The following is a 26,251-nucleotide window of genomic DNA, read 5'->3' as shown; positions in this document are numbered from 1 at the left end:
TTCGTCTTGTAGTTGACGCATTTTCATTGTCATCGTCCAGCGTGGCACTTTCTGGCATACCCTTGTACAGTTGGAAATGATATGTTATTAAGCTTTGCCCCAGCCCATATTTATTGAGCCTTAATTATTATTCCTAATATATGGAAGAATGATGTACAGGTTCTCAAGAACGGACTCTACAACAAACATAAGAGCAGTGCCACACTCTATCAACCATGACCAACGTAAAAGAAATCCCGATCACGCGTGACATTCAGACGGTGTGTGATCTCGTCCAGTCGTCGCTCGGTCCCTTCGGGGCGAATAAATTGATCGTCGAGCCCAACGGAACAGTCACAACAACATCGTCGGGTTCCGAGATAATCGAACGTTTGGACGTGTCAGGTCCCGCGGTCTCGCTCCTCACAACAGCTGTGTCCGACTTCTCTAAGGAACACGGGGACGGAGCAGCGACCGCTATTACCATCCTAGGGGGGCTCCTAAAGGAGGCAAATCGGCTTCTTGATCAGGGATGTCACCCAACCGTCATCGAGCGCGGCTACCGTGAGGCGATGAACGTCGCGAGTGAGTACTTGGATCAGTATGCCAGACCCCTTGAGGAGTTCGGCACGGCTGCTGTCGCCCGGACTGCTCTTACGGGCACGCGTGACTTGAGTCAGCACACAATGATTGCTCAGTATATTACAGAGGTTCTCGATGAGGTCGCCGAATCTGACCAAAAATCGGTCGATCGATCGGTCAAGGTCACCTCTCGCATAGGCGGAGCACAGGCCGAGACGCAACTCGTCGCTGGAGTCATTCTTAACCTCGACCCTGCTGGGGAAACAATGCCGCGATCGGTCAACCACGCAGGCGTGGCCGTCCTCACGACCACAATTGACGTCCCCAACGTCGGCGGAACCGGTTCCTCAAATAAGACTCAATTTCACGTAGACTCCTTTGAGACTCGGAACGCTCTTGGCGAGCACGAACGGGCGCAGTTCCGTGAGACGCTCACCGCAGCCGTTGAAGCAGGTTGTAAAGTTATTTTCACCTCGATGGCGGTCAACGAACGAGTCGTAAATTTGCTTGCGAACCAGGGCGTCCTTGCCGTGCCACAGGTTGATGATGATGACCTTGGCCGAATCGCTCGTGCAACCGGAGCGACGGTCGTTCCGTCGCTCCAGGACGTCTCTGCTGAGTCCCTTGGACAAGGGGATGTCAATGTGCGACGGCACGCAGGAACTGATATGGTTCACATCGAGGGTCGAACGAAATCAGTCTACACTCTCTTCTGTCGAGCTCCCGACCCACGTGCAACTGCCGAGTTCAAAGCGTCCGTGGAACGCGCGCTACACGCAGCAGCAAGCGCGCGTGATAGTAAAACCGTTGTACCCGGCGGCGGTGCAGCCGTAATTGGGGCCTCCCAAGCTGTCAAAAAGCATGCTCGATCGATCTCGGGACGGGAACAACTGGCTGTAGAGGCCTTCGCTACAGCCCTTTCCACCGTTCCGCGCGCGCTCGCCCGAAACGGTGGCATGGATGGTTGGGAGGCAATCATCCAACTTATCGTCGCACATACTGAAGGACGGAACACCTATGGCGTCGACTCTATCCTTGGTGAGACCCGGGACGTACTCGCCGACGATTCACTCATCGATCCGCCGGAACAAGTTCGCGCAACGTTTACCGTCGCTACGGATATCGCCGTTCAACTTATACGAATCGACGAGCAACTAGCAGCGTCCGACCTAGGGGGAAAGGGTGAAGCGACCGGCGTTGACGTACCTGATCCAGGATCTGGCGGTATGCATTAATCGTGCTCTATCTCGGGTGAAAACGACTCTAGGTCGACATTTGGATATAAGACTGTGTCGACGGTCAATAGCTGCTCGGTGGTCGAACAGGCGGTCTCGATCGCTTGCGAGAACACTCGCCGAGGCTCAACAACGCCAGCCTCCCAGGCATCCATGATTTCTCCGGATGTGAAGTTTATGCCGAGTGGGACGACTGAATCGTCGGCGTGCGCATTCCGGAGAGTCGTCATGACGTCGATCGGGTCGAGTCCCGCGTTATCGCTGAGCAACCCCAGGAAGTCCTCGAGGGCGTCGGCGAACGCCTCTATGGCCAGTTGTTCTCGCTCGGCAACCGTTCGAGAGTACTGGCGCAGATCACTTGCGATAGCGGCGGCCGGAGCACCTGCACCTGGAATTACCTGCTGATCTATTGCTGCCATCGCGGTGACCTCAAGAGCATTCGAGACGATACGCTCGCGCTCGGTCGCCGCAAACGCTGTGTCGGCCGACACAACGAGAGAAAAGACACTGCCTGCACATTCGTCGAAGATGGTCCACTTTTCGTCCGAGAGGATCAACTCACGTACGCGGCCGGCGGTTCCGAGCACGTCCGATGTAAAATCATCGATGTGCGAAACGACCGAGGCACCTGTCGCCCGTGCCAAACGGGTGATGTCAGATTTTGGATATTGAACGCGGTCGATGACCGTGATTCCTTCACGCTCAAGGGCACTTCGAACGTCATCTTCGACTATTTCTTGTGAGATAAATACGTCCACCTTAAGCGTGGCGAGACGGTCGGCAAATGCTGCCCGGCCATTGATGAGGGCCCTCTGTTGCTGTTCGAGGGCGTTCAGCGAGGAGAGTCGTGTCTCCTCAAGCGATGTCGCAGTCTTCCCGAAGGACACCTCACTATCCATAATCGCCACCGTCGCATCTTCGAGAGTATCCTTAACGACGGATGTCCAATCGAACGCAGCAAGTGAGTCTTCGTCCTCTTGGATAGGAGAAGGGTGGCGTTGGACAATAACACCACGGTAGAGATGTCCTTCGACACCGGTGTCAGCGATGACATCCACGTCATCAGTGTTCAGCCACTGGCCGTCCGTTGCCTCGGCGAGTCCGACGATGGCGTCAGCCACCTGTTCTGCATACTGGAACCGCGTTGCATCATCGAGGTCGACGGTCATTGCCGTGCTTGCGACTTGGCGGAGCAAGTCGTGGTCGTCAAGGGGGCACTCCCGAGCGAAGTCGTCGAGCACCTTGCCAGCTCGATTTGCGGCCATCGAATAGCCAACGATAACTGCACTTGGATGGATACCGTCTTTTATGAGATCGAATCCCCTCTTGATAAGTGCATCCGTGAGAACGAGCGCCGTTGCGGTTCCATCACCGAGTCCCCGCTGCATCGAGTCGACTGCATCGACGAACAGCGCAGCGACCGGTTCGTTGAAGCCGTCTCCGCGTTCGACTGCAGCAAGAATTTGGTCTGCGTCCGCCGCAAGGACGACTTCCGGTTGGTTCTGGTAGTCGTAAGTCTCGATAAGTTTCTCTAACCCGTAAGGACCAATCGTAGAGCGGACAAGCGAGGCGATTTCATCCGTGGACCGGCGGATGTGCTCACGTGCTTCCTCGTCTTGTATCGTCCACTCGTTCTTATCAACATCTTTTACATCGAGATCCGTGTTACCAACGTCCATTGTCGAGTCCTTGGCGATTAGGTGGTATAAAAGTGACCCAACGTCGCTGTCAACCCACGAGGAACGATCAAGGAGTGCGTGGCGTGTCGTCCGATAATCCACGCTGGGTACGCCAACACTCCTGTTCGTCGTATGGATTCACAGTGGCCAGGAACTGGAACGCGATGTATCACATCATGGTTCGTGGGTTGAAGAACACAGATCTCGGAGCGGAACGCTCCGAATCAACGCCTGTGGAGACTGTACTCCCCACTGGAACCGCTTCGGTTCATGCAATGCGCATCCTCGAAGCAGGAAGCCCCACCCTTAGCGTGTGAGGCACGTAGGGTGGGGCAGTTCACAGTGATGCATTGGAAATGGCCTCGTAGTACTCTTCTGCGCGCTTTTGGTCATCTTCTGAGAGTGCGACCAGGGGTTCGCGGACGGAACCGCCGTACTGATCCGCAAGTTCGAGACCGTACTTGACGGCCGGAACGTTGTTTGCTGAGCTAAAGCGGTTGTTCGAACCGGTTTCTTCGCGAAGATCCTCGTAGGGCCGGAGCAGGTCGCGGATTTTCTTCGCACGCCTCAGATCACCATCATCGAGTGCGTCCTGAAGGGCAAGAACCTTCTGAGGGATGAAGTTTCCAATACCCGTCGTAAAGCCCTCAGCACCTTCCACGTAGAACGAGGGGGCGAATCGTTCGGCAATGCCATTGATCCAGACAATATTTCCGGGAGTTGTTCGGACGCCCTCCGAGAACGCCGAGATATCATTAACTGCATATTTGACCGCAACCACGTTCTCACGTTCTGAGAGTACGCGAATATGTTCGTGGGTGAGTTCTGCTCCACGCTTATAGAGGACGACACCAAGATCCGTGTGGTCGACGAGCGATTGGTAGTAATCAAGAATGCCATCTTCGTGCACGTAGGTGTGAACCGGGTGCATTACCATGATGGCGTCAGCCCCCACATCTGCGTAGCGGTCGGCGAGCATCTTTGCGTTCTTCGTGCTCCCCCCGACGCCACCGACGACGGATCCGGCACCTTCGAAGGCCTCTGTCGTTGTCTCGACGATGGCAACTCGCTCGTCGTTCGAGAGGGAGTAGTACTCGCCGGTGTTGCCACAGGGAACGATTAGACGAGCGCCGGCATTCCGGACGTATTCGATGTTCGACGCCAGTTCGTCATGGAGAATCATCTCACCATCCTCGCCGAACGGCGTCGGATTCGTGAAGGCAACGTCTCGGAGGTCGTCCTTCAAAGACTCATAGGCCATTGCTATCAATGATCATACTTTTAGAACTCACTAAAAGACTTGCCTTTAGGCAAGACGAAACAGAAGATCGATTTCGAGGGGGAGGATTAATAATAGATACGACAACAGACACCATATGCGTGTTACTAACTTCGAAGTTATCCCGGTTGCCCATCGGGAACCTCGTCTCCGAAACTCGTGGGGTGGACATAGCGACATTGCGGCACGAACGCTGGTTCGACTCACGACGGCTGACAGCGAGGTTGGCCTCGGTGAAACATACGGGGATCAACGTGAAGCTATGAACAGGGTTCGTAATCTCGTCGAAGGGATGAACCCCTTCGAGCGCAAACCTTTAGACCGCCAAAAGTACGAAGAGTCCGACCCGCTAGCGTACTCCTCAGTCGAGTCAATGGCGACGGAGTACGCAGAAGCAATGGACGACATCGGTCGATCGAATTGGTTGCCGAACAAACCCAGGTGGTAACACAGTGAAGTTCGGTTCGGCAGGACAGACTAGCGGACAGAACATAGCTATTGCGGTGGCAGCTGCTGCCAATAAGGGTGCTACCATCCTGATGGGCACCGTCATGGCCATCTACGTCGGCCGCGTCGGTACGCCCCTCGCCGTCAGCCTCGTGACGGCGACGTTCTTCTTCGGCCTGATGGTGTTCTCCCCGGTTTGGGGCGCGATCGCGGACGTGACAGGCCGCCGCCGGGCAGTTCTTGTCCTCTCGGCGGCACTCGCAGCCGCCGCCGTCTTCCCGCTAACGTTCGTCGATGGTGTGTTGGGATCGCTCGGCTTCCGCACCCTCTTCGCTATCTTCGCGGCTGGATTCCTACCGGTGATGCTGACGGTCGTCAGTGAGCGGGGTGGCGACGCAGGGCGTGGTCGAGCCGTCGGATTGTTCTCGAGCGCCGCCGCGGTCGGCTTCATGCTCGGCCAATTCGCCTCCGGAGCGCTCATCGAGCTGTTCGCTCGCTCAACCGTCTACCTCCTACTTGTTGTATTCTCGACCATTGTTGCCGTCGCTTGTCTCGTTATCGAGGATCCGACACCCGACCATAATCGCAAGATCACCATAAACCATATCGCACAGTCCATTGTTCGCCGGCTTCTTCCGACCACAGGCATCGATCACCTGCGGACGAACGGTCTCCAGTGGCTGTACGTCGCCTCTTTCCTTCGGAGCTTGACTGTCCTCGGGATGACGAGCCTGCTCCCCGTCTACCTCGTTTCGAACGTCGGCGTCTCCCCATTTATGATGGGCATCCTTCTCGCAATAAATCCTGCCGTCCAGATCGGCGGAATGTATCTGATGGGACGGCTTGCCGACGACATCGGTCGGAAGCAGCTCATCGTCGTCGGCCTTGCGGGAAGCGGATTCTACTCATTCTTCCTCGGACTTGCGACGCTCCCGGACTTGCTTCTCTTTCGCGTGCTCATCGCCGGAGTAGGGTTGTTCGCTCTGGGCGCAGCGTTTTCTGCTCTCCAGACTGGTATCATTGCCTTCATCGGCGATGTCGCGCCGGTCGAACGTGAGTCCGAACTCATCGGCCTCCGGTCGACTGCCCGTGGGCTTGGTGGGATGGTTGGGCCGCCGCTGTTCGGCATCACTGCGATGTTTGTCGGCTTCGAGACGACGTTCATCGCCGCGAGCTCCCTCGCATGGACAGGCGCAGCCCTCGTAGGATTTCGCGTCGCTGAGAGCCACGGCCCACATGCCGTACCCGCAGACGATTAGAAGTCAAGTGGATCCTCATCCGCAGTCACGTCAAAGTCAAATTTTCGCTGAATACAGACGCTAATCCCCATCCTCAAGGAGCGAGCGAAGCGAGTAGGGAGGGGAGACAGCGCCATCATCGAATTGTTGTACAGAGCTCCAGTTGCCCCTACTGAGTCGGGGCGATCAGCTCGATCGGGTGAGTGATCTCCCGGCCGAACAACGACTCCATCTGTTCCGTGCACGAGGTTCCGCTCGCCACGAGTGTCTTGTCGGTCTTGTTGGTGAACTGCGCCTCGAGATCCGACCCGACTTCCATGCTCAACTCGTAGTACTCGCTCTTGTAGCCGAAACTCCCGGCCATGCCGCAGCACTCAATGTCGGAGGTCACGACATCGAACCCGAGATCAGAGAGAACGGCCTCGGTGTACACTTCGAGACCGAGGGTTCGTTGTTGGCAGTGACTGTGATATGCGATAGAACCATCGGGGTCGGCAAGCACATCCAGGTCGGCACCGTTGTGGAACAGGCCGTAGACGTACTCCATGATCTCGTAGCTGTTTTCGCTGATACTATCGTGGACGTCATCGTCGAGCAGTTTGTCGTATTCACGCTGGAACATGGCAATATCGCTCGGCTCGATGACGACGATGTCAAAACCCGCTTCGATATATGGATCAAGATCGTCGGCGATCTCGGTCGCACACTCGGTTGCCGTTGATATCATCCCCTGTGAAAGTGGGGCCCGTCCGCTCTCTGCGGGTGCCGCGAGTTCGACGTGTACGTCGAGCGCCTCAAGCGTCCGGACTGCGGCCTTCCCTCGGTCGACCATCACGTAGTTAGTGTAGGCGTCTGGGTAGAGGACGACCTTGCGATCGGCGATGGCGTTGGGCGCCCGCGGACGGCGGCTCTCGAACCAGTCTACAAGCGTTTCGCGCTCAAACGTCGGGAGGTCTCGACGTGGGTCGATACCCAGATACCTGTCCATCGCGATCCGCACTGGGCCAATGTCGGTAATCCAGTTTGAGAGGGGTGCAGTTGCGCTCCCTAGTTTCGCGAGTGTTTCGAAGTTCCCGAACACCCGCTTCTGGATGTCGAGACCGCTCGGCTCGGTATCTGGCGTTAGTCCTTCGACGAGGAAGTCAAACGTCTTAGAGTCATCTGCCCGGTTGAGCCGGTCACGGACGGCCGTGTTAATCCACGGGATATCTATCTTCACCGGGCAGGCATTGACACAGCGTGAACAGCCAGTACAGAGGTCGTTGAAGTCAGACGCGGCGTCCTGACCGTGGACGCCGCTCTCCCAGCCGGTAGCAATACCACCTGTGTAGGTCTCACCGCCGAACGCATGGCCGCCGACTTGCTGGAAGTTACCACAGGAGTTCGCACAGGCGCCACACCGGATGCAATATAGCGTCTCTCGGAGCTGGTCGTCCTCGCGCATCGCCAACCGACCGTTGTCGACGAGGACAAGGTGGAACTCCCGATTGCGCTTGCCGGATCCGATCGGCTCGTCGGGACGGTCGAAGTCAATGGTTGGTGAGTCGACAGGTGGTGTAAGCATAGTTACATACTGCGAGATATCCTGACCGGTTGCGGTCTTGGAGATCAGCTCTACGAACGGCTGAAGACATTCGGCGTCGGGAATGATTTTCTCAATACCTGCGACAGCGATGTGCGTGTCAGGAGTCACGGCGCACTTTCGGGCGTTACCTTCATTCGTGATGAGGGTGATGGTGCCCGACTCGGCGAGGACGAAGTTCGCTCCGGTCATTCCAAGATCGGCTGTACAGATCTTTTCCCCGAGATAATCCCGGGCAAACGCGGTGAGTTCCTCGGCCGTCTCAAAGGGTTCCTTCGGGGCAAAATACTCGTTAAACAGAGCAGCGACGTCGTCCTTGGACTTGTGAAGCGACGGGCCGACGAGGTGTGACGGTTCCTCGTCTGCAACCTGTAAGACGAACTCGCCGAGATCCGTCTCAAAGACGTCAATGCCCAGTTCTTCCAGGTGTTCATTGACTTCGAGTTCTTCGGTGGTCATCGACTTACTCTTCACGAGTGTCTCCGCGTCTTCAGACTTGGCGATCTCCTCGATGTAGCGGTTGGCATCTGCCGCATTGTCAGCGAGATAGAGATTGCCACCATTCGCCTCAACGCTTTCGCGAAGTTGATCGATGAGGGTAGGGAGATTTTCGATAGCCTCCTCCTTGATAGCGCGGGCTTCGGTTCGGAGATTCTCGAACTCGTCAAAACCCTCAATTGCGTCGTACCGATCCTCGTTGAACACCGACGTATTCTCGTGAATGGCGTCCCCCTCTGTTTTCAGAAGGTGGCGGATTTTCTCTGCTTTCCGACGACGTGCTCTACTTGCACTCATTGATCAGTAAGGAGGATGACGTGGACGGTCTTCGGTCCATGGACGCCCTCGACGAGGGCACCCATGTCACCTGTCGAACTAACACCGGTTGCGAAGACAGCGGACTTCCCGGCAGTGAATCGGTTTGAGAGGTAGGTAGTCGCCGACTCGACGTCCGGGATGATGTCGCTCTCCCTTACGACGCCGACGTGTGTTGGCGGATAGAGGCTAACCGGTTCATTGCCGGCGGTGTTCGACTCGACGACGAGCGACCCGTATTCAGCGATCGCTCGTTCGATGGGGGTGACCCCTACTGCAGCATTCCGTAGTTGACGCGGTGTGGGGTCGAGATCGACTCGTGTATTTTCGAGTGAGACGTCGTATCCCTCAAGCGGTGTGCCAACTGCAGGTTCTTCGATAACGTCGTGCAGTATGTCGACAAACCCGGGAGTATCTGTACGCCTATAGTCGATATCGAGTTCGGAGAGCGATGATTCAAATACCGGTATGGTATAGGTAGACATAGCCGTCTATTTATCGAGGAATCGGATAAGTGTTGTCCATATCGTCATTCCCACGCCTTGGCCGCCTTTTCTACGATAATAAGTTCCCTGGCGCGTACAAGAATGTGGCTGCTTTCGAAGCATCAGATACCTCCAGTCCACGTCCGCTCGGAGGACAGCCCATTCGTGAGACCAACCGAGACAGTCAATTCGCCCGATGCAATTAGACGGTATCGAGAGTTCCAATAGTATCATCGACGGTATCCTCATCTATTGACCGCTTTGGAATACCACCGGAAAACAGGTGAGGGACTCTCGAATCTACCGTACTATCGCTGTTCCTCTTATGAACGTCGCGCCAGACCTCACGCTGATCGTCCCCAATTGAGATCGATCTCATAGATATCACAGGAGGATACCCGCGTCTTCAGGCGCGGGAGGAATACGTTCGGCATCTGTACAACTGCCGTCGGTGGCGTGCGACGGTTTCGCCACATAATCGCAAGCCTCAGTAGTGTTGGTAACGTTTGTCATGGTAGTGCATTGAGTCCAAGCTGGACTCTTTGTACGGGCCTCCGTAGGCAGGCCCCGAACCACGGAACAATGACGGGAAGGATGGGGACACAAACCCCCACGCGATTCAACCCCGGAGGGTTGAATCGACAGACCCTGAGGACATGTGGAATTAAATCCGAGTGACCGCCGCCGATGGACCGGGATAAGCGGCCGACACAGAACAAGCTGACCCAGGTTAGGGGCGTAGCAGATCCTGCGTCCGTGTCGGAAGATTCTCGCCGGTGGTTCGCCCATCGTGGGCGACAGGAACGCGGAAGGACTGCGTTCCGAGGGCGTTGATCGGAGCCATGTCGTTGCCGAGGGTGTGTCTGAAACCTCATTGTGGGGGAATGCCACCCCCTTGAGGGCGTGGTAGCTTACTCGACAACTACTACCTACGGCGGGGAGCATGTCACTTTGGCGTTACGCGTAGGACGGAGAGTGAAAAATAGGTTGAGTTTTGCGGCTATCGATGCTTGGTGACGTTGTCACCTGTCCGCTCATCGAAAATATGAACCTTGTCCATGTCCACCGCCAGGGTGACGATGTCACCGACCGAGGCACCACTGTCGGGCGAGACACGTGCACTGATTTCGGATTCGTCCTCAAACGGTTCGACGGTGAGGAATTTATCCGAACCCATCGGCTCAACGACCTTAACGTTGGCCTCGAAGGTGTTCTCCTCGGTAACGGGTACCGTCTGAACCTCAGAGGCGTCATGGAGATCCTCGGGACGAACCCCGAAGGTCACGTCATCGAGTTCACTCGTGTATCCATCGAGTTCGCTATTGACGTCATCTGGGAGTCCAAGCTCCACGGTTTCACGTTGAATATGGTAAGCGTCGCTAGAACTGACGAGGTCGATATCCATGAAATTCATCGGCGGTTCGCCGATGAACCCAGCCACGAAGCGGTTCGTCGGTCGGTCATAGAGCTTCTGGGGCTTGCCGATCTGCTGGAGTTCACCATTATTCAGAACGGCGACGCGGTCACCGAGAGTCATCGCCTCGGCCTGGTCGTGGGTCACGTATATGGTTGTCTTCCCGACACGCTGGTGGATCTCGTTGAGCTCCGTCCGCATCTGCACTCGGAGCTTTGCGTCAAGATTCGATAGTGGCTCGTCCATCAGAAACACCGACGGTTCACGGACGATGGCGCGACCGAGAGCCACGCGCTGTTGCTGGCCGCCCGAGAGTTGCGAAGGTTTCCGATCAAGCAGGTCAGCTATTTCGAGTAGTTGTGCTGCCTCTTGGACTCGCTCGTCAATCTCGGTCTCCGGATAATTCCGAATTCGGAGTGGAAATGACATATTCTTGCGGACCGTCATATGCGGATAGAGCGCATAGTTTTGGAACACCATCGCGATACCACGTTCCCGTGGATCGAGTCCCGTGACGTCCTCGTCTTCGATGATGATGCGCCCCTCCGTAGGGGTCTCCAGGCCGGCAACGGTTCGAAGCGTCGTCGTCTTTCCGCATCCTGACGGTCCGACGAAGACGAGGAACTCGCCCCGCCGGATGCCGATGTTCACGTCCTCGACTGCGACGACATCGTCGCCGTTCTGATTCTGAAAGACCTTTGTGAAGCCGTCGATCTGGACGTTAATGTCTTCGTCGTCTGTACGATCGGTCGAAGCCGAAATGTCGGTCGTTGTGGAATCTGATTCACTCATGGGTTCTCCTTGTCAATATTCATTCTTTCAGTGCGCCTGCAGTCAGTCCGCTCACGATGTACCGCTGGAAGAACATCACGATGATAATCGTCGGTACTATGGCGACCATGCTCGCGGCGGCCAGACCCGCCCACTGGACGGAGACGTCACCGACGAACTTGTACACAGCCACCGAGATGGGCATCGACGCTAGGTCGGTCGTGACGATGAGCGAGAAGAGGAACTCACGCCATGAGTACAGGAACGTCAGGATGGAGCACGCTGCTATACCTGGTGCTGCCAACGGTAACGCGATTTTTCGGAATGCTTGGAACTTTGTACAGCCGTCCACGCGGGCGGATTCGTCGAGATCTGATGGAATGGACATGAAGAAATTCCGCATGATGTAGATCATCAGCGGAAGCCAGAGATACACCTGTGCGATGATAATGCCCGGAAGGCTGTTAAGAAGTCCTAACCAGGCCATAATCTGGTAGTAGGGGACGATGAGCCCGATTGGCGGGAACAACCGTGAGAACAGCACGCCGATGAAGATGATATTGTCCCCGGGGAATCGGAATCGACTGAACGCATAGCCCGCCGGTGTTGCGAGTACCATCACGATTGCCGTGGTAGTGCTTGAGATGATGATGCTGTTCAGCAGTGCCTTCCAGTAATTCTGCTGGACGAGGACGTTGTAATAGGTCGAGAGTGTCGGATTTTGTGGTATATATGACATATTATAGACCGCATCATTCGTCTTCAGTGATGTCAAGAATTCCCAGAAGAGCGGCACGATGACGGTGAGAACCGCAAGTCCAAGTACAAGGTGGACAACGTACTTGCTCTCGATGATGTCCCAGAACCGCTGTCTGGTTTCGTAATTTATGCGTTCGTGGCCCTCATCAGTCAAACTCATTCTTCTTGCACACCTCCCATCACTTTCGTCACGTAAAAGGTGGCCACGGCCAGCGATATTAGGATAATGAACACCGCGATTGCGGAAGCGTGGCCGTAGTTGAAGTTGACCATGCCAGTTCGGTAGATATAGATGCTGAATATGGTTGTTTGCGTTCCGGGTCCGCCACGAGTCATCGGGAAGACAATGGCAAACGCACGGAAGGCGAACATCCAGTTAATCAGCGCAACGATTGCGATGTATGGCCGGAGGTACGGAAGGGTGATGGCACGGAACGTCTGGAATGTTGTCGCACCATCGACCTTCGCAGCGTCATACATATGCTGGGGAATCGACTGTAAGCCCGCTAACAACACGATCATCGCAAACGGCATCCGCGCCCACGCATCGGTCAGCGTCACTATCACCATCGCTAATTGCTGATTGGCAAGCCACGCATAGGGTTGGCTGATGAGACCGAGATCCATTAAGACCATGTTGATAAATCCAAGTTGATTGCCGGTGAAGAGCCACTTCCAGATGAGGGCGACGACAGCCAGCGGAATCGCCCACGAGAACATTAAGACTGTGGAGTAAGCGTTGCGCAGTCGCTGGTTTGTGATGTGGTTTATCGCAAGTGCGACGGCGAGACCACTACCCAAACTGACTAGGAGCGACCCGAACGAGTAAATCAGTGTCTGTTGGAAGTAAGTCCAGAACGCTTGTTCATTGAACATATTGGCAAAGTTCTCAAGTCCAATGAACCGGTTCGGGACACCTGGGATGGTCAGATAGAACGATTGTTTGACCAGCTGGATAACGGGATAGATGAAAATGGCTGTAATAACCAACAATGCTGGCCCTAGCAGCACGAGGAGGATATGATCGTTTACAATCCCTGAAACCTGAGAGCGAATTTCCTCATATCTCGTCTCGGGTTCCGTGAAGGAGGTCTCTGTTTGATGTGACATAGTGTATGAGGGAATAGTCACTGACCAGTGACCGTGTTGATGAAGTCTTGTGCACTGTCGAGCGCCTTCTTAGCAGAGATATTGCCTGCGATGGCTTTCTGACACTCTTGGCTGACTCGTTGTTTGATCGGACGCTCCTGTGGGAAGACTTCAGCTTTGTTAAGCTTCACTTGCTCCCCACGAACCTTTGCGAACTTGGCAGCATCTGTTTTTGCTGCTTCTTCGTAGACGCGCTTGCTGTAGGACTGATTTCCCTCTGTGACGAACTGCCACCACTGACTAGGCTGGCTGAGGCATGCATCGAGGTAGAGAAGCGATGCGAGCTTCGCACCCTTGCTTGCATTCGTGTTGACAGCGACGCTGGTGGGAGAGGCGACGCCTGCGCGAGTTGGGGTTGGCGCATCTTTTCCGCCCTTTGGGCAGAGAGTGGGTTGGTACTGCTCGCCTTTCTTGTACTTCTCTAGTGATTTCGGCACTAGGTCACCGAAGACTGGAACCATCGCGAATTGGCCGGACAGGAAGCCATCGGCGAGATCACCCTGGCCATAGTTGACGACCGAATCGGGCACCCATCCCTTCTCACGCCACTCAACCATCTTGCTCAGGGCGGTGTAGCCGGCTTTACTGTTTATCTTCACTGAACCATCGTCTTGGACGAACGAGCCACCAGCCTGGTAGAACATCTTCAAGAAGTCACGCATCGTATAGACACGTGAGGAACCGCGATATGCCCACGCGTATGAACCAGTACCCTCGAACGCCTTCATGGCGGTCTCAAGGTCGTCCCAGGTCCAGGTTCCGTTTAAGATGGCCTTCACCGAATCTTTGGGGACGCCCTGTTCTTTGAGAAGATCCGGACGTACGTGCACTAAGCTACCTTCAAGGTAAGTAGGGCCCGCGTAGGTATGCTTTTGGTACTTCATCGTCTGCTTAGTCACTGACTGGTATGGATCCCACATCTTACTCTTCGGCATCAATGGATCGAGATTTGTTAGATGCCCTCCTTGCACAAAGGAGGAAAGAGAGTCAGCATTAACGATATTGAACATTTGCGGTTTTGACTGGTTAGCCTTCAAGAATGATGTCTCTTTCTGAATTGCTTGGTCGACAACAATTTCGAGAGGTTCAAGTTTAATACCAGTACGATCCTCGAACATCGCGTTCGTTGCTACTGTCGCAGGATCGTATTTTAGATCGCCGAAATTCAGTATTTGGATGCTATCGACATCCGAGGCGGCTGTATCTTTCCAACCTTTTGGAGGCTTCCAGGGTGCCGACTTGACTGACTGTGAACCTTTCCAAGCTTTTTTATTCGTAAGCTTGTTCTTGCTCGGTACGGCCTTCCGGTTCTTTATCTTCCACTCGTCGAGCGTGGTCAGACGGCGTTTTTCCCAATTTTTCCCGAGGTCAAGTGAATTGGCGGCTTTGAGATAATCACTTTTACCGCCACCTCCAGAGCCACCATTACCGAGACAACCGGCAAGACCAGCCATTCCTGCTACTCCCGCAGCTTTTAATAGCTTCCTACGGACTACCGCTTTGCTATTATCTACCATACGAGCTAATTATCCAATTGCACGTATTTAAATGTAACTCCGTGTTTTAAATGAACATCTAGTATAAATGCGTTAACTTAGATACTTTACTTTCTATTTTCGCCATTATTACTATATGTTTACCACTTACTATTTACCCTGCGCTCGGTAGTCAGAATTGTGAAAAGGGATAGAAGCCAAGTTAAAGCAGGTGGTGAGTGAGAAATAACGGACCAGGCTGCAAGAGAGAAACCTATCCAGATTGAGGAGTGGGTTAATTCTGGGTTTAACGGTTCTGAACAGCCATAGCTGCTACATTGATCGCATCAACCATACTCCGAGGTGAGGCGATTCCTTCACCCGCGATGTCGAATGCCGTTCCGTGATCAACACTCGTCCGCACGATAGGCAGACCAACGGTCATGTTGACACCACTGACCTCACCTCCTTTGCCGAATCCAAGGAGCTTGATTGGGATGTGTCCTTCATCATGATACATCGAGACGACACAGTCGTAGTTTCCCCGAGCTGCCTGAACGTAGACAGTATCTGGAGACTTGGGACCTTCAACATCGATGCCCTCTTTTTGGGCACGCACGACGGCGGGCGCAATCTCCTCAAGATCTTCATCGCCAAGGAGTCCGCCATCACTCGCGTGGGGATTCAACCCGGCGACAGCGATAGTGGGATCTTCGAGTCCGAGATCGCAGAGACCGTCCTGCGTGACACGAATGGTGTCGAGGACATTCTCCGTGGTGACGAGATCGCAGGCCTCACGAAGAGGGACGTGAGTACTAACATGAGTGACCCGGAGGTTTTCCTCGATGAGCATCATCGAGTAGGTCATTACACCCGTGCGCGCAGCGAGTAATCCGGTGTGTCCAGCGTGGTCACTCCCGGCCATCTGTGTTGATTGCTTATTAATGGGCGCGGTGACGATGCCATCGATGTCACCGTCAGATGCGAGATCGATGGCACGTTCTATGTACTCAAGACTTGCCTTCCCATACTCCTCTCGAAGGTCACCCCAGTCATGATTTGTCGAATCGACGTTATCAACGTCAAGGACATCGAGTACGCCCGCCTCAAACTGTGCTTCAGAGACGGTGTCGATGGCGTTGACCGCGAAACCGACGTCACAGATCTGCATCGACCTGCGCATCACATCAGCATCCCCGACGACAATGATGTCGGCCACTTCGCGTGCATCTTCGTACGCCTTGACGGAAATCTCGCCACCGATCCCCGAAGGATCTCCCATCGTGATCCCGAGACGAGGGCGGTGATCGCTCACGTCTCTCCTCCCTCGACCCAGGGAGGGATCTCGCGAGGCGGTACAAACACTTCGATTCCATTTGCAACGTCGTCACTACGATTTTCGGCAGCGTGAGGTTCATCCGCTGGAATCACATAGGAGTCGTTGGGGCCGACGATTTGTTCCTCTCCGTCGATGGTGAAGACCAGTTCGCCTCTGTTCATGAAGCCGAGTTGCTCGTGTTCATGGCTATGCGTATCAACGATAGCACGTGGTTCGATACGGAAATGTTGGACACTTGCCCGGTCACCTGCAACGAGTTGGGCCAAGTGGATACCCTCGAGAACCTCGACGGCATCGCCTGCATCATAGGAATCAATGTCCATATCGCCATGTTTGCAGATAACCCCTTATCACTTGCTCCTCTCTGGGGTTCGTCGAAGATAGTTTATTGCGTCGATAATAGTGGAGTCATCTCCAAATGCGCCTGCCTTCGTCACGATGGGCGTACCGTTCGCTGGGCCACCGCGAACCTCGCCTGCGGGGACGCCTACGGAAATCCCCTCGCCGCGGAGGGCAATCCCGCCTGCATCGAGTCGACCGAGTACAGCTTTCGCTACCGAACCGCCGGTGAGAAACAGCCCATCTGGTTCGGATGCCTCCCAGACTTGTGCGGCGGCCGTTCCGAGTGCCGAGGTCACATGCTCACGGGCTTTTCGCTCTGGGATACTCGCCCGGTTTGCTGCATCGAGCGTTGCCTCTATGTCACTGTGGTCGCGCGCCGACGCGAGGACGACGGCCGATTCCGTATTAAACCGTTCGAGACATTTATCGGCGGCAGCCGCCGCAGCGGCAGCAGGGTCGTGCACTGCGACTGTAGTGTCAAGGTTGATGACTCGGTTCTGAGAGAGCACGTCCAACTGTGTCAATGTCTGGGGGTTCACGCTTCCTACAATGCCGAAGGCGGTGGCTGTCGGACTATCAGTGAGGGTGAGTCGTTCGGCCGTCGGTTCGCAGGGGAGACGGACGGCCTCTGCGAGGCCTGCACTGCCAACTAATAATACGTCACCGTCGTATTCATGGGCGGCCTCGGCGATGATATCGAGGTGCGAGTCGTGAACGACATCAAATACGACGATACGGCGCTCATCCCCCATACTTTCGTTCGAGCGATGAAGTTTCTTGGCCGCTGATCGGGAAGCGACGCATTCGACGTCTGCGTGGGCGATAGGGTCGTCAATCTGTGTACGCAGGAGATGTGGGATATGTGATGTTTCAATGGGACTGTCCGGGTCTTTGCCCGCCTCGGTGTTCGTGACGAGTTCACCGTCAACGAGGTGGTACCCGCCCGCGGTGAGACGGTCATTCGAGGGGAACGCTGGCGCGACGGTGGCTGCATCCGCGTCCATAGCATCGTAGACGGCGACGATCTCGGCACCTAGGTTTCCACGGAGCGTCGAGTCGACCTTCTTATAGACGACGGCTGCCTCAGTCGACGCAGCGACGTCTTGGACTCTCGTGACCGCCTCATCACGATCGACGTAGCGTGAATCAGTATCGACGACGAGAACCACTGCTTCGGGTGCGTCGAAATCGGGGTCGATGCGGACGACCGTCTCGTATCCTCGTGCGGCGAAAGAGTGACCAGTGTCGGTCGCGCCGGTTAAATCGTCGGCGACAACGAGGGCGTGATCAGTGGTCATCGAAATGGAATTCGAAGTCGCCCGTTTCGTCGAAGGACAGTTGTTCACGCTCGCTAACAGTGACATCCTCTCGCAACTCAAGTTCATCTGCGACAGGTTCGGAGACGTAGAGATCATCGGGCCTCAGAGTGTTTGCAATATAGCCGACGCGAAGGTTGGCCGGGTTACGGACGCCGGTCACGGAGGCAGCGAGGATGAGCAGAGTCCGGTCGCAGGGGGCGACGATCGGAATGCGTGCTCGGGCGGGCTCTCCGCTCGTGACAATGTTCATGTAGACATCCGCTAGGTTCAGATCGGCGACGAGATCCTCGTGGACGAACTCTGCAAGGCCCATGCCGATACCGTTGCCGTGAGAAGCTTCTGTGAGGCCGCGGACGGCAATGCGCTTAATATCCGGGTTCTCTGGTTCTGGCTCGTCATCGAACATGTACCGACCGACGACGTTCGTGTCCATGCCAGTGCCAGAGACATCTTTACCGATTTCGTCGATGATGAGGAGATCAAGATGGTCGACCGGAAGTCCTGGGAAAAGTTCGCGAGATCGATCGAGGAGTTCCGGCTCGCGCTCAGGAATGTCCTCAACTGGCACCCCTTTGATGATGGCTGCACGATCATTAGCGTTCTCGACGAGAGCGATACCACCCACGACGGGGGCATTCTCAAAGATGAGCGTTGCCCGTTCGGGGATAACCGTACTTAATCCGCGGTTCAGCGCCGCATTATGCATAACTTCGGCTCCACGTTGTTTCCCAAGGCCGACGACCGCCATCTTCGTGAGGCCGCTCTCGATATCACCGCAGAAGTCGGTGTGAAGTTTCACCCGGTTTGCAAGGAGAACTGCATCAGCGTTTAGTGCGACTGACGAGACCGGCACAGGCCACCCTTCGTCGTCTTCTGCAACTATCTCGGTGTCCATGGAAGTGCGAATCTCACAGCCGAGTCGCTCCTCGGTGATGTCGTAGGAGGCGAGCACCTCGCGCTGGCCTTGGGCGGTGGCGCCGCCGTGACTGCCCATCGCAGGAACCACAAACGGGACAAATCCCCGATCTTGCAGTTCTGTGACAGTAGCCTCTAACACTTCGGGCATGTCGTGAATTCCACGGCTCCCGGCGGTGATGGCGATTTCGGCACCCTCCTTGAGGTCGTCGAACGCCGGGATGTCGTCGATAACCGCCCGCGTTGTTGCTGATACGTTGGCGATCCGTGGTGGATCCCAATGGCGTTGGGCGCGGGCGAATCGCGGAAATTGCCCAATAGACAAGTCATTGACTCCTTCAAGTCGTTCCGGACTGGGGATGTCGAGTGATACCATGATTTTCCTCACTCCCCAGACGTCTTAGTTCTGTCTTCAGTGGACGTGGTCTGACCGGTGAATTAACAGAAAGACAGAGATCGGGCGGCCTCGTTTTCCACGCCAGAGATCACCTTCCAAGATACGTTGGTGCAGAAGAGCTTTATAATCCGTCAACAGTGGATTGTTACATGCGTTACTACCAGGTAAGCCGCGGTGCTGAGGAGCACCTCGTGGCGGAGACGAACGGACAGTACTACGACCTGAGTTCTGTGAAGGTAGAACTGTCCGGTTTCGACGATTTATTGCGAACTGCAGCCGTGGTTGAGAAAACGTCCGACGAGGTGGCCTCTAAGCTCGTCGATTCTGCACCGACAGTGGCTTCTGACGAGATCGCCAGAAACTGTGGTCTCCCACTAATCCCAGACGAGGTATGGGCTGCCGGCGTCACTTACGAGATTAGCGAGCAGGCGCGCAAAGAGGAGAGTGGGATGCCCGAGATGTACCTCGACGTCTATCAAGCCGAGCGCCCAGAGATTTTCTTCAAAGCAACGCCGTCACGGACGGTCGGTCCGGACGAGGCCATTGGGGTTCGCGAGGACTCCCAGTGGAACGTTCCCGAACCGGAATTAGGTATCGTGCTCTACCAGGGTGACATCGTCGGTTACACCATCGGAAATGACGTGAGCAGTCGTGAAATCGAGGGTGCAAATCCACTCTACCTCCCACAGGCGAAGGTCTACAACCGATGTGTAGCCGTCGGGCCATCAGTAGCGAGCCCGGACACGGTTGGCGACCCCCAGGATCTCTCGATGTCGATGACGATCGAACGCGACGGTGAGACGTGCTTCTCGGGAGAGACATCCACCGACGAAATGATCCGAACCTGCGAGGAACTCACCCGCTGTTACACGCAGCACAACGCAGTCCCTGAACTCTCTGTTCTTATGACTGGGACGTCTATCGTTCCGGCGGCCGACTTTAATTTGCAGGAGGGCGATACGGTCACAATAGATATCGAGTCGATCGGAACGCTGTCGAACCCCGTCATACAGGTGTAAAATGGTGAAATCAAGGGTGTACGTAGACCGCTTTCAGTAGTTGTCGTAAACGGTCTTTTCGATGGTGTAGAAATCTACACCGGCATCTCCCTGTTCGCGCCACGTCTCGCTGGAGGAATGTTTGAATCCGCCGAACGGAACGTGGAGCTCGAGCCCCGTCGTCTTCTGGTTGACCTTCACGACGCCCGCTTCAGCTTCTTCAATGAAGCGGTTGGCCTCCGAGTGGTTCTCGGTCACGATACTCGCAGAGAGTCCATATTTGACGTCATTACAGACTTCCACCGCCTCCTCGAAGTCAGAGACCGCTATGACAGCGAGTACTGGACCGAAGACCTCCTCTTGGGCAATGCGATAGTCGGATTCAACGTCGGTGAAGACCGTTGGCTCGACGAAGTAACCGTCACCGAATCGATCACCTTCAGGCGTCCCTCCCCCGGTCACGAGGGTTGCACCTTCCTTGTCAGCTATCTTAACATAATCGAGCGTGCTCTCGAACTCATCGGCGCTGACCTGCGGGCCCATTTCGTACTCATCTCCGGGACCGATATCGATAGACTCGGCCCGTTCGACGACGGCTTTGACAAAATCGTCGTGAACTTCCTCGTGGACGATGGCTCGGGAACACGCTGTACAGGCCTGACCGGTCACGCCGAAGGCTCCCGCGGCGACTATGTCAGCGGCTTCCTTGACGTTTGCGGACGCTGAAACCACGGTCGGATTCTTCCCTCCCATCTCGGTTTGGACGCGCTTCTGGCTGTCGGTGGCAGCGTCGTAGACGTAGTTGCCGACCTCGCCGCTCCCAGTGAAGGAAACGGCGTCGACCCCCTCGTGGGATGCGATCTCGTCGCCGACTTCTCCACCAGGACCAGTTACGAGATTCGCGACGCCGTCCGGGATGCCGGACTCGTCAAGCGCCTTGAAGATGCCAACTGCGACGCCGGGAGCCAGGGATGCAGGGTTGATGACCACCGTGTTGCCGGTCGCGAGTGCAGGAGCGAGTTTCCAGGCGGGAATTGCAATGGGGTAATTCCATGGAGTGATGAGTGCGGCCACGCCGACCGGCTCTGTGCGCGTATAGAGGGTAGTATGCTGCCCGCCGGCTGATTTAACCGTTCCACCCAAGTCGCTCGCCTTCCCAGCGAAGTAATAGAAGATGTCGATGGCGCGTTGAACCTCACCACCAGCCTCGCCGTGGGTTTTTCCCTCTTCTGTGGTGAGAAGATCCGTCAGTTCCTCCTTACGAGTTTCGAGGATTTTGGCCGTTTTACGGAGAATGGTACCGCGCTTGGGAGCTGGTGTATTTGCCCACTCGTCCTTGGCCGCGACAGCCGCCTCCACGGCCTCTGTAGCATCTTCGCGACTTGACCGCTGATATTCGTTGATGACGGTGTTCGGATCCGCGGGATTTACGACCTCGAATGTTTCTCCGGTTTCGGACTCAGTCCACTCGCCTGAGATGTAGTTCTGAATTTCATCCGGCATAGTGGGGTAATTCAAGGTCGTCGGTAACGAGGCTTTTGGTTCCGGTAATCAATTGACATCCTCCCCGCCCCGAAGGGCGAGACTTTGCGCCAGTCTCACGGTGATACGGTTTTAGCTCAGGTGATTAAGACGAACAGTTCGAGGTGTTCAGTAGGTGATTCCACTCAAGAGATGAAGGTGAATCCATTTGACAACGTTCCTGTTGCGGATTGATCGAAGTGCGACCACGACTAGTGGGAGGGAGTTATTCATCTTCACGATGAAGCCAAAAGTCGAACGAGCGCCCTGGCGCGAACACGTCGATTCCGACGGCGGGGTCGTGGCCGGTGTTCTCAACGCGGTGGGCCTCCCATGAGTCAAGCCACACTGAATCGTATTCATTGAGAGTGACTTTATCGTCTTCGGTGGAGATGGTGAGTTCACCTTGAAGTACAAGACATACTTGCTCGTTCTCATGGTCGTGCATCGGGGAACTATGTCCCGGAGGCTTTTCGAACCATTCGAAGCTAAATTTCTCGCTCCCAGCCATCGAGACGCGCCACCAATCTTTCTCTGGTTCGTAGGTCTCTGCTCTGTCGAAGAAGTTAGGCTCCATTGTCATTTGTCATTGCTCACCCAACGGTAAAAATCTATATGGAAAGGGTCGCAGAGGCGATGTAAGATTTATACTCGTTCAGTGGTCTATCACAGGACATGACTTACGGATCAAAGAAGGTAGCCGAACTGGTTGAGAAGAGCGGGTGGTCCTACCCCGTCTCCGTGTCGCGGCTTGAACGTGAATATGCGCTCACCAATATTTCGATCGATAAAAAGGGAGAATCAATGATGCTCGGTGAGCTCCTCGCACAAGGAGACATCGATCGATTCGAGGACGAAGACGATCTCTACGAGAAACTGGAGCCGTTGTTTGAACAGGAGCGACAACAGAGGAGTGTTGGTCTCATAGGTAAAATCAAACAGTTAGTCCTTGGTACCTATACTCGGTAGATCAATGAATAAACTGCGCATAACCGCTATCACAGGTGGTGTAATTCTGTTCGTCGCCGCGACATGGGGTGCCCTTGAGTACGGTAACAAGGATGGTCTCCAACAGTTCGTGTGGGTAGCCGCTCTCGGCGTCCTCGTGTCCGCCACACCAGACGCTATTGCCGTTGTGAAACATACCGTCCACCAACACCACCGTGAATTCAAGGCTGAAGATACACGTGCCGGAACGAAAGACCGGTTCTTTACGTCGACAGAGAAATTCAACAATCGTGAAGAGATCCTAGACACCATCTGTGACGTCGTCAAGGACACTGACGATTATGAGCGTGTCGTCCTCAACGACTTCCCCGAAGGAACGGGCCTCTCGATCAGACATGCGGGATTTCATAATTCCTTCGTGCGCGTGAGTGCTTCAGGTCGGCTTATCCTCGCAGGCGCATCAAAGCGGACAGCAGATCTCGCTGGAGACCTTACGGAAGCACTCGGAACTTCTTTTGATCAGTTATGGGCGAATCCAATGAGCCAGCGCAAGCCCATCAAAGGTGGGTTTCGGATTGTCCTCACCGTCGCTCTTGTGACAGCGACAGGCCTTGGCGTTGGCTCCGTCGCCACCGCCGGCTACCCCTCGAACGCGTATAACCCTCTTGAGAAGGTCGCTCTAGCATCCTATGACGTTTACGCCACGGTCGACCCCGATATGAGCGAGAACGATGCCGCTATTGCGAAAGCACGATTCCGGGTCACCATCCTCCGAGAATCAACGGTCGAAATCCGGTGGACTGACAACGAGTCCGCCCGTCTCGTGAGTACAGGACAGAATGCCCTCAGGATTGCCGACGATACCCGCTCAGCGCTCGTCGACCTCCGAGATCGAGACTTAACCGCCAGACAGAGGAGTCGTGTCAACCGGATCGCCACCGATCTGCGTGAGGCTGAAGACCGTGTCGCCACCAGCCTGCAGAAACGAGCTGACGACCAGGGGACCGGCACCGGTGCGGATGATATTCGCGAGATTACACGCACGTTGCGCAGTCACCGGTTAGGTAGTTAAGTACCGGTAAGCTCTCACTCTCCATCAACTTGCCGAAATCAGTACCGACGACGTGACTAACCGGCGGATTGGGACTAGTTCCACCTCGTCGCCGCACCGGGTGCATATCCGACGAAACCATCAACTGTTTCGACACGGATGAGAACGAAATCACGCTTATGCAGCCGACGAACGACATCGTGGAACTGACGTTCCTATCAAGCCTTAATAGGCGAAGAGAGTGTGTGTACAGTTACCCCAGAGAGTCGCATGCTTGTTCCACAGACAGAACTCAACTCTTGTCCCGTGTTCTTTTCTTAGTGAAGAAACTTTCCAGGATCGTCTTTTTAAGGAGTATCTCTTTGTAGAAGAATGCGCAATACACTCTCATGGCAGATAGAACCGGTGGTGAACTTGTCTATGAGGCATTGATCGATTCGGACGTGAAATTACTCGTCGGGCTACCCGGAACCCAGACACTCCCCTTAGACCGGATCGTGGTTCAGCGCGACGAGATGGAGTACCTAATGGCCCGCCACGAGACGGCCGTCCCTCATATAGCCTGGGGGTACTACGAGGCAACCGGTCGACCTGCGGCGACTCTCACTGTGCCCGGCCCTGGCGATACAAACGCGATGCACGGCCTAAAGAACGCCTACGAGGACTGCGTACCTATCCTCCATATATCCGCCGATACGGATCCTGCCGAGCGCGGAAAGAGTCCTATTCACGAAATTGAACCAGACACCTTTGACAATGCGGTCAAGCGAAACGTGACTGTCGAAGACGATCTCGATCTCCTCGGACAGATTGAGGGAGGAATCGAGACTGCACTCACCCCACCATACGGCCCAGTTCGACTGGGCATCCCCTCTGGAATTCTTGCAAGGGAGGTCGAGGCGCCGACCTCAAGCGTGGAACCTGAACGGGTTTCGTACGAGAACAACACTTATACCGAAGTCGCGGATCTTCTCGCCGCTTCTGAACGTCCGGTAATTTACGCGGGTGGAGGATCTCGGCGGTCATCAGAAGGTTCCCGCGTCGTCCAGGAACTCGCAACGGCCCTCGATGCACCCGTCATTACCTCCTATAAGGGAAAAGGCGTCTTTCCAGAAGACGATGACCGGTGGCTAGGCGTTACTGGAAGTCCTTCACCCGCCGGAATGCGTGAGACACTCGCAGCTGCCGACGTTGTTCTCGCGCTTGGCACTGACTTCGACGGCGTCACCACAGCTCACTGGGATATCCCCTTGGGGGAGACGCTCATCCACGTCAATATGGACTCTAGCGACGTGAACACAGGCTATGAGGCCGATATTGCAATTATCGATGACGTCACTCGTGCGGGTGACCGCCTCCTTGAGGAACTCGATGGGCGAGGAGGGGACGGCTGGAATAGTGCAGTTATCGCCCAACGGGTTTGGTCAGAGTACGAAGCGCATCTCCACGACCTCGGGCTCTTCAATGGCGATAATCCCGCCAATACGCCGGAGCTCCTTACAGCAGTCCGTGCTGTTACACCCCGTGAATCCCCAGTCACAACTGACGTTGGCGGGTTCCGGCTCTGGGCAATGCAACTTTTCGAGACGTACAATCCGAATCGGATAGTCACTGCCGGGTCATGGGCTGGGATGGGCGTTGGTCTCCCGGCAGCAATCGGTGTAGCTGCCGGTCGCAACGACGACCAACCTGTAATTTGCCTTACCGGTGACGGTGGATTGATGATGTGCATCCATGAACTCCATACCGCCGCCGAGTACGGCCTCAACGTCGTAGTTGTTGTTTCGGATAACGCAGACTACGGTATCATCTCGAAATCGCCGAAGATCATGCAATACACCGACCAGCACGAATTCACATGGAACCGCCCGAACCTCGCTGAAATCGCTAACGGGTTCGGAGTGAGAGCCACTAGTGTTGACACAGCAGCGGCCGCCGGTGATGCGGTTGAAGCTGCCATCGAGCGCCGATCTGGGCCAGAACTTATCGATGTGACGGTGCAAACGGAAGAGCCATCCGCAATAGAAGCTGCGGATTACGAAACCGACCTCTCGTTCAGGTGAATTTGTAGGCGTAGTACATCCGTTATTCGCGCTCCTCAATGAGTTCGTCTATTTTCTCGCGAATGAACGGCGAGAGGTTGTGGTGTTGCTCCTCTATCCACTCATCTTGGTCTTCACGGATAGTGATCGTCTTCCGCTTCACTGTATGCGCCGTGAACTATCCCGCCCTGAAGGGCAGAGCTTCCTGCTTCCACGACACGCTTTTGTACGACGGTGTGTCGCCCAGGGAGTGCAGTCTCCACAGGGGTTTGGTTTGGACCGTCCCTTTCCTACCTGGTTGACGGTCCCGCTGGCGAACGTAGCAGACTGCGCATCCGTGTTCTTGGATGTGAACGCAGAACCACGCGCCGACCGTCTTACTACCCCGTTCAAATACAGCAGTAGGAAGGCTTTGTCGCGCAGTGAAAGCACCTTAAAGACGGTGCTGTATCTCCGCCCTAACGGGAGAGGTTTTAGCGCCTGCATTAAACA

At 55.3% G+C, this 26,251-nt stretch carries 21 protein-coding genes; 7 read left to right on the top strand and 14 right to left on the bottom strand.

Annotation, left to right across the window (positions count from 1 at the left end; translation table 11 throughout):
* Positions 1–215: 215 nt before the first annotated feature.
* Complete coding sequence (locus LIW51_RS28185) at positions 216–1,796, top strand: TCP-1/cpn60 chaperonin family protein (protein ID WP_227379335.1); 1,581 nt, start codon at positions 216–218, stop codon at positions 1,794–1,796.
* On the opposite strand, the gene LIW51_RS28180 is transcribed toward LIW51_RS28185, so the two are convergent.
* A complete protein-coding gene (locus LIW51_RS28180) occupies positions 1,793–3,475 on the bottom strand; it encodes a TCP-1/cpn60 chaperonin family protein (protein WP_227379334.1) in 1,683 nt (560 codons plus the stop codon). The genes LIW51_RS28185 and LIW51_RS28180 overlap by 4 nt on opposite strands.
* Positions 3,476–3,812: 337 nt before the next feature.
* On the bottom strand, positions 3,813–4,736 hold the full coding sequence (locus tag LIW51_RS28170) for a dihydrodipicolinate synthase family protein (protein ID WP_227379333.1): 924 nt from the start codon (positions 4,734–4,736) through the stop codon (positions 3,813–3,815).
* Positions 4,737–4,851: 115 nt separating this feature from the next.
* Between LIW51_RS28170 and LIW51_RS28165 the strand changes: the two genes are divergently transcribed.
* Complete coding sequence (locus LIW51_RS28165; RefSeq protein WP_227379332.1) at positions 4,852–5,202, top strand: hypothetical protein; 351 nt, start codon at positions 4,852–4,854, stop codon at positions 5,200–5,202.
* Between the two features lie 4 nt (positions 5,203–5,206).
* The gene (locus LIW51_RS28160; protein ID WP_227379331.1) at positions 5,207–6,460 is read left to right on the top strand and encodes an MFS transporter; all 1,254 of its coding nucleotides are present in this window, start codon (positions 5,207–5,209) and stop codon (positions 6,458–6,460) included.
* A 148-nt stretch (positions 6,461–6,608) separates the two neighbouring features.
* Here the strand turns inward: LIW51_RS28160 and LIW51_RS28155 are convergent, their stop codons facing one another.
* The 10 genes from LIW51_RS28155 to LIW51_RS28110 all read right to left on the bottom strand — a co-directional run bounded on the left by LIW51_RS28155 (position 6,609) and on the right by LIW51_RS28110 (position 19,178).
* Positions 6,609–8,816 (bottom strand): LUD domain-containing protein, encoded by a 2,208-nt coding sequence (locus tag LIW51_RS28155; RefSeq protein WP_227379330.1) that lies wholly within the window; start codon positions 8,814–8,816, stop codon positions 6,609–6,611.
* Entirely contained in the window at positions 8,813–9,319 is a 507-nt protein-coding gene (locus tag LIW51_RS28150) for an LUD domain-containing protein (protein ID WP_227379329.1), read from the bottom strand. Before LIW51_RS28150 ends, LIW51_RS28155 begins: the two co-directional genes overlap by 4 nt.
* 1,000 nt (positions 9,320–10,319) lie before the next feature.
* Positions 10,320–11,525: an ABC transporter ATP-binding protein gene (locus tag LIW51_RS28145; RefSeq protein WP_227379328.1), complete on the bottom strand. Its 1,206-nt coding sequence runs from the start codon at positions 11,523–11,525 to the stop codon at positions 10,320–10,322.
* Positions 11,526–11,544: 19 nt separating this feature from the next.
* Positions 11,545–12,423: a carbohydrate ABC transporter permease gene (locus LIW51_RS28140; protein ID WP_227355972.1), complete on the bottom strand. Its 879-nt coding sequence runs from the start codon at positions 12,421–12,423 to the stop codon at positions 11,545–11,547.
* Positions 12,420–13,373, bottom strand: coding sequence for a carbohydrate ABC transporter permease (locus tag LIW51_RS28135; RefSeq protein WP_227379327.1), 954 nt, complete (start codon positions 13,371–13,373; stop codon positions 12,420–12,422). The genes LIW51_RS28140 and LIW51_RS28135 overlap by 4 nt, the downstream gene beginning before the upstream one ends.
* Positions 13,374–13,390: 17 nt before the next feature.
* A complete protein-coding gene (locus LIW51_RS28130; protein WP_227379326.1) occupies positions 13,391–14,929 on the bottom strand; it encodes an ABC transporter substrate-binding protein in 1,539 nt (512 codons plus the stop codon).
* A gap of 265 nt (positions 14,930–15,194) precedes the next feature.
* Positions 15,195–16,169 carry a 4-hydroxythreonine-4-phosphate dehydrogenase PdxA gene (gene pdxA / locus LIW51_RS28125; RefSeq protein WP_227379488.1) on the bottom strand — a complete coding sequence of 325 codons (975 nt, stop codon included), beginning with the start codon at positions 16,167–16,169 and terminating at the stop codon, positions 15,195–15,197.
* Between the two features lie 29 nt (positions 16,170–16,198).
* Positions 16,199–16,549 carry a cupin domain-containing protein gene (locus LIW51_RS28120; protein ID WP_227379325.1) on the bottom strand — a complete coding sequence of 117 codons (351 nt, stop codon included), beginning with the start codon at positions 16,547–16,549 and terminating at the stop codon, positions 16,199–16,201.
* Positions 16,550–16,576: 27 nt separating this feature from the next.
* Positions 16,577–17,866 (bottom strand): four-carbon acid sugar kinase family protein, encoded by a 1,290-nt coding sequence (locus LIW51_RS28115; RefSeq protein ID WP_227379324.1) that lies wholly within the window; start codon positions 17,864–17,866, stop codon positions 16,577–16,579.
* The gene (locus LIW51_RS28110; protein ID WP_227379323.1) at positions 17,856–19,178 is read right to left on the bottom strand and encodes a nickel pincer cofactor-dependent isomerase, group 22; all 1,323 of its coding nucleotides are present in this window, start codon (positions 19,176–19,178) and stop codon (positions 17,856–17,858) included. Before LIW51_RS28110 ends, LIW51_RS28115 begins: the two co-directional genes overlap by 11 nt.
* 170 nt (positions 19,179–19,348) lie before the next feature.
* Here LIW51_RS28110 and LIW51_RS28105 point away from each other — a divergent pair, with 170 nt between their 5' ends.
* Positions 19,349–20,218, top strand: coding sequence for a fumarylacetoacetate hydrolase family protein (locus tag LIW51_RS28105; protein WP_227379322.1), 870 nt, complete (start codon positions 19,349–19,351; stop codon positions 20,216–20,218).
* Between the two features lie 33 nt (positions 20,219–20,251).
* Here LIW51_RS28105 and xacF read toward each other — a convergent pair whose 3' ends face one another.
* Positions 20,252–21,700, bottom strand: coding sequence for a 2,5-dioxovalerate dehydrogenase (gene xacF, locus LIW51_RS28100; RefSeq protein WP_227379321.1), 1,449 nt, complete (start codon positions 21,698–21,700; stop codon positions 20,252–20,254).
* Between the two features lie 244 nt (positions 21,701–21,944).
* Complete coding sequence (locus LIW51_RS28095) at positions 21,945–22,295, bottom strand: cupin domain-containing protein (RefSeq protein ID WP_227379320.1); 351 nt, start codon at positions 22,293–22,295, stop codon at positions 21,945–21,947.
* 98 nt (positions 22,296–22,393) lie between these two features.
* On the opposite strand from LIW51_RS28095, the gene LIW51_RS28090 reads away from it, so the two are divergent.
* From LIW51_RS28090 to LIW51_RS28080, 3 genes are all read left to right on the top strand, one after another.
* Positions 22,394–22,687, top strand: coding sequence for a hypothetical protein (locus LIW51_RS28090; RefSeq protein ID WP_227355964.1), 294 nt, complete (start codon positions 22,394–22,396; stop codon positions 22,685–22,687).
* Positions 22,688–22,691: 4 nt separating this feature from the next.
* Positions 22,692–23,738 (top strand): hypothetical protein, encoded by a 1,047-nt coding sequence (locus LIW51_RS28085; RefSeq protein ID WP_227379319.1) that lies wholly within the window; start codon positions 22,692–22,694, stop codon positions 23,736–23,738.
* 368 nt (positions 23,739–24,106) lie between these two features.
* Positions 24,107–25,780: a thiamine pyrophosphate-binding protein gene (locus tag LIW51_RS28080; RefSeq protein ID WP_227379318.1), complete on the top strand. Its 1,674-nt coding sequence runs from the start codon at positions 24,107–24,109 to the stop codon at positions 25,778–25,780.
* Positions 25,781–26,251 lie beyond the last annotated feature (471 nt).

Origin of the sequence: Haladaptatus halobius (assembly GCF_020618475.1) — an archaeon.
Taxonomy (GTDB): domain Archaea; phylum Halobacteriota; class Halobacteria; order Halobacteriales; family Haladaptataceae; genus Haladaptatus; species Haladaptatus halobius.
The sequence above is the reverse complement of the archived record's forward strand: the minus strand, read 5'-3'. Positions and strand labels throughout refer to the sequence as shown.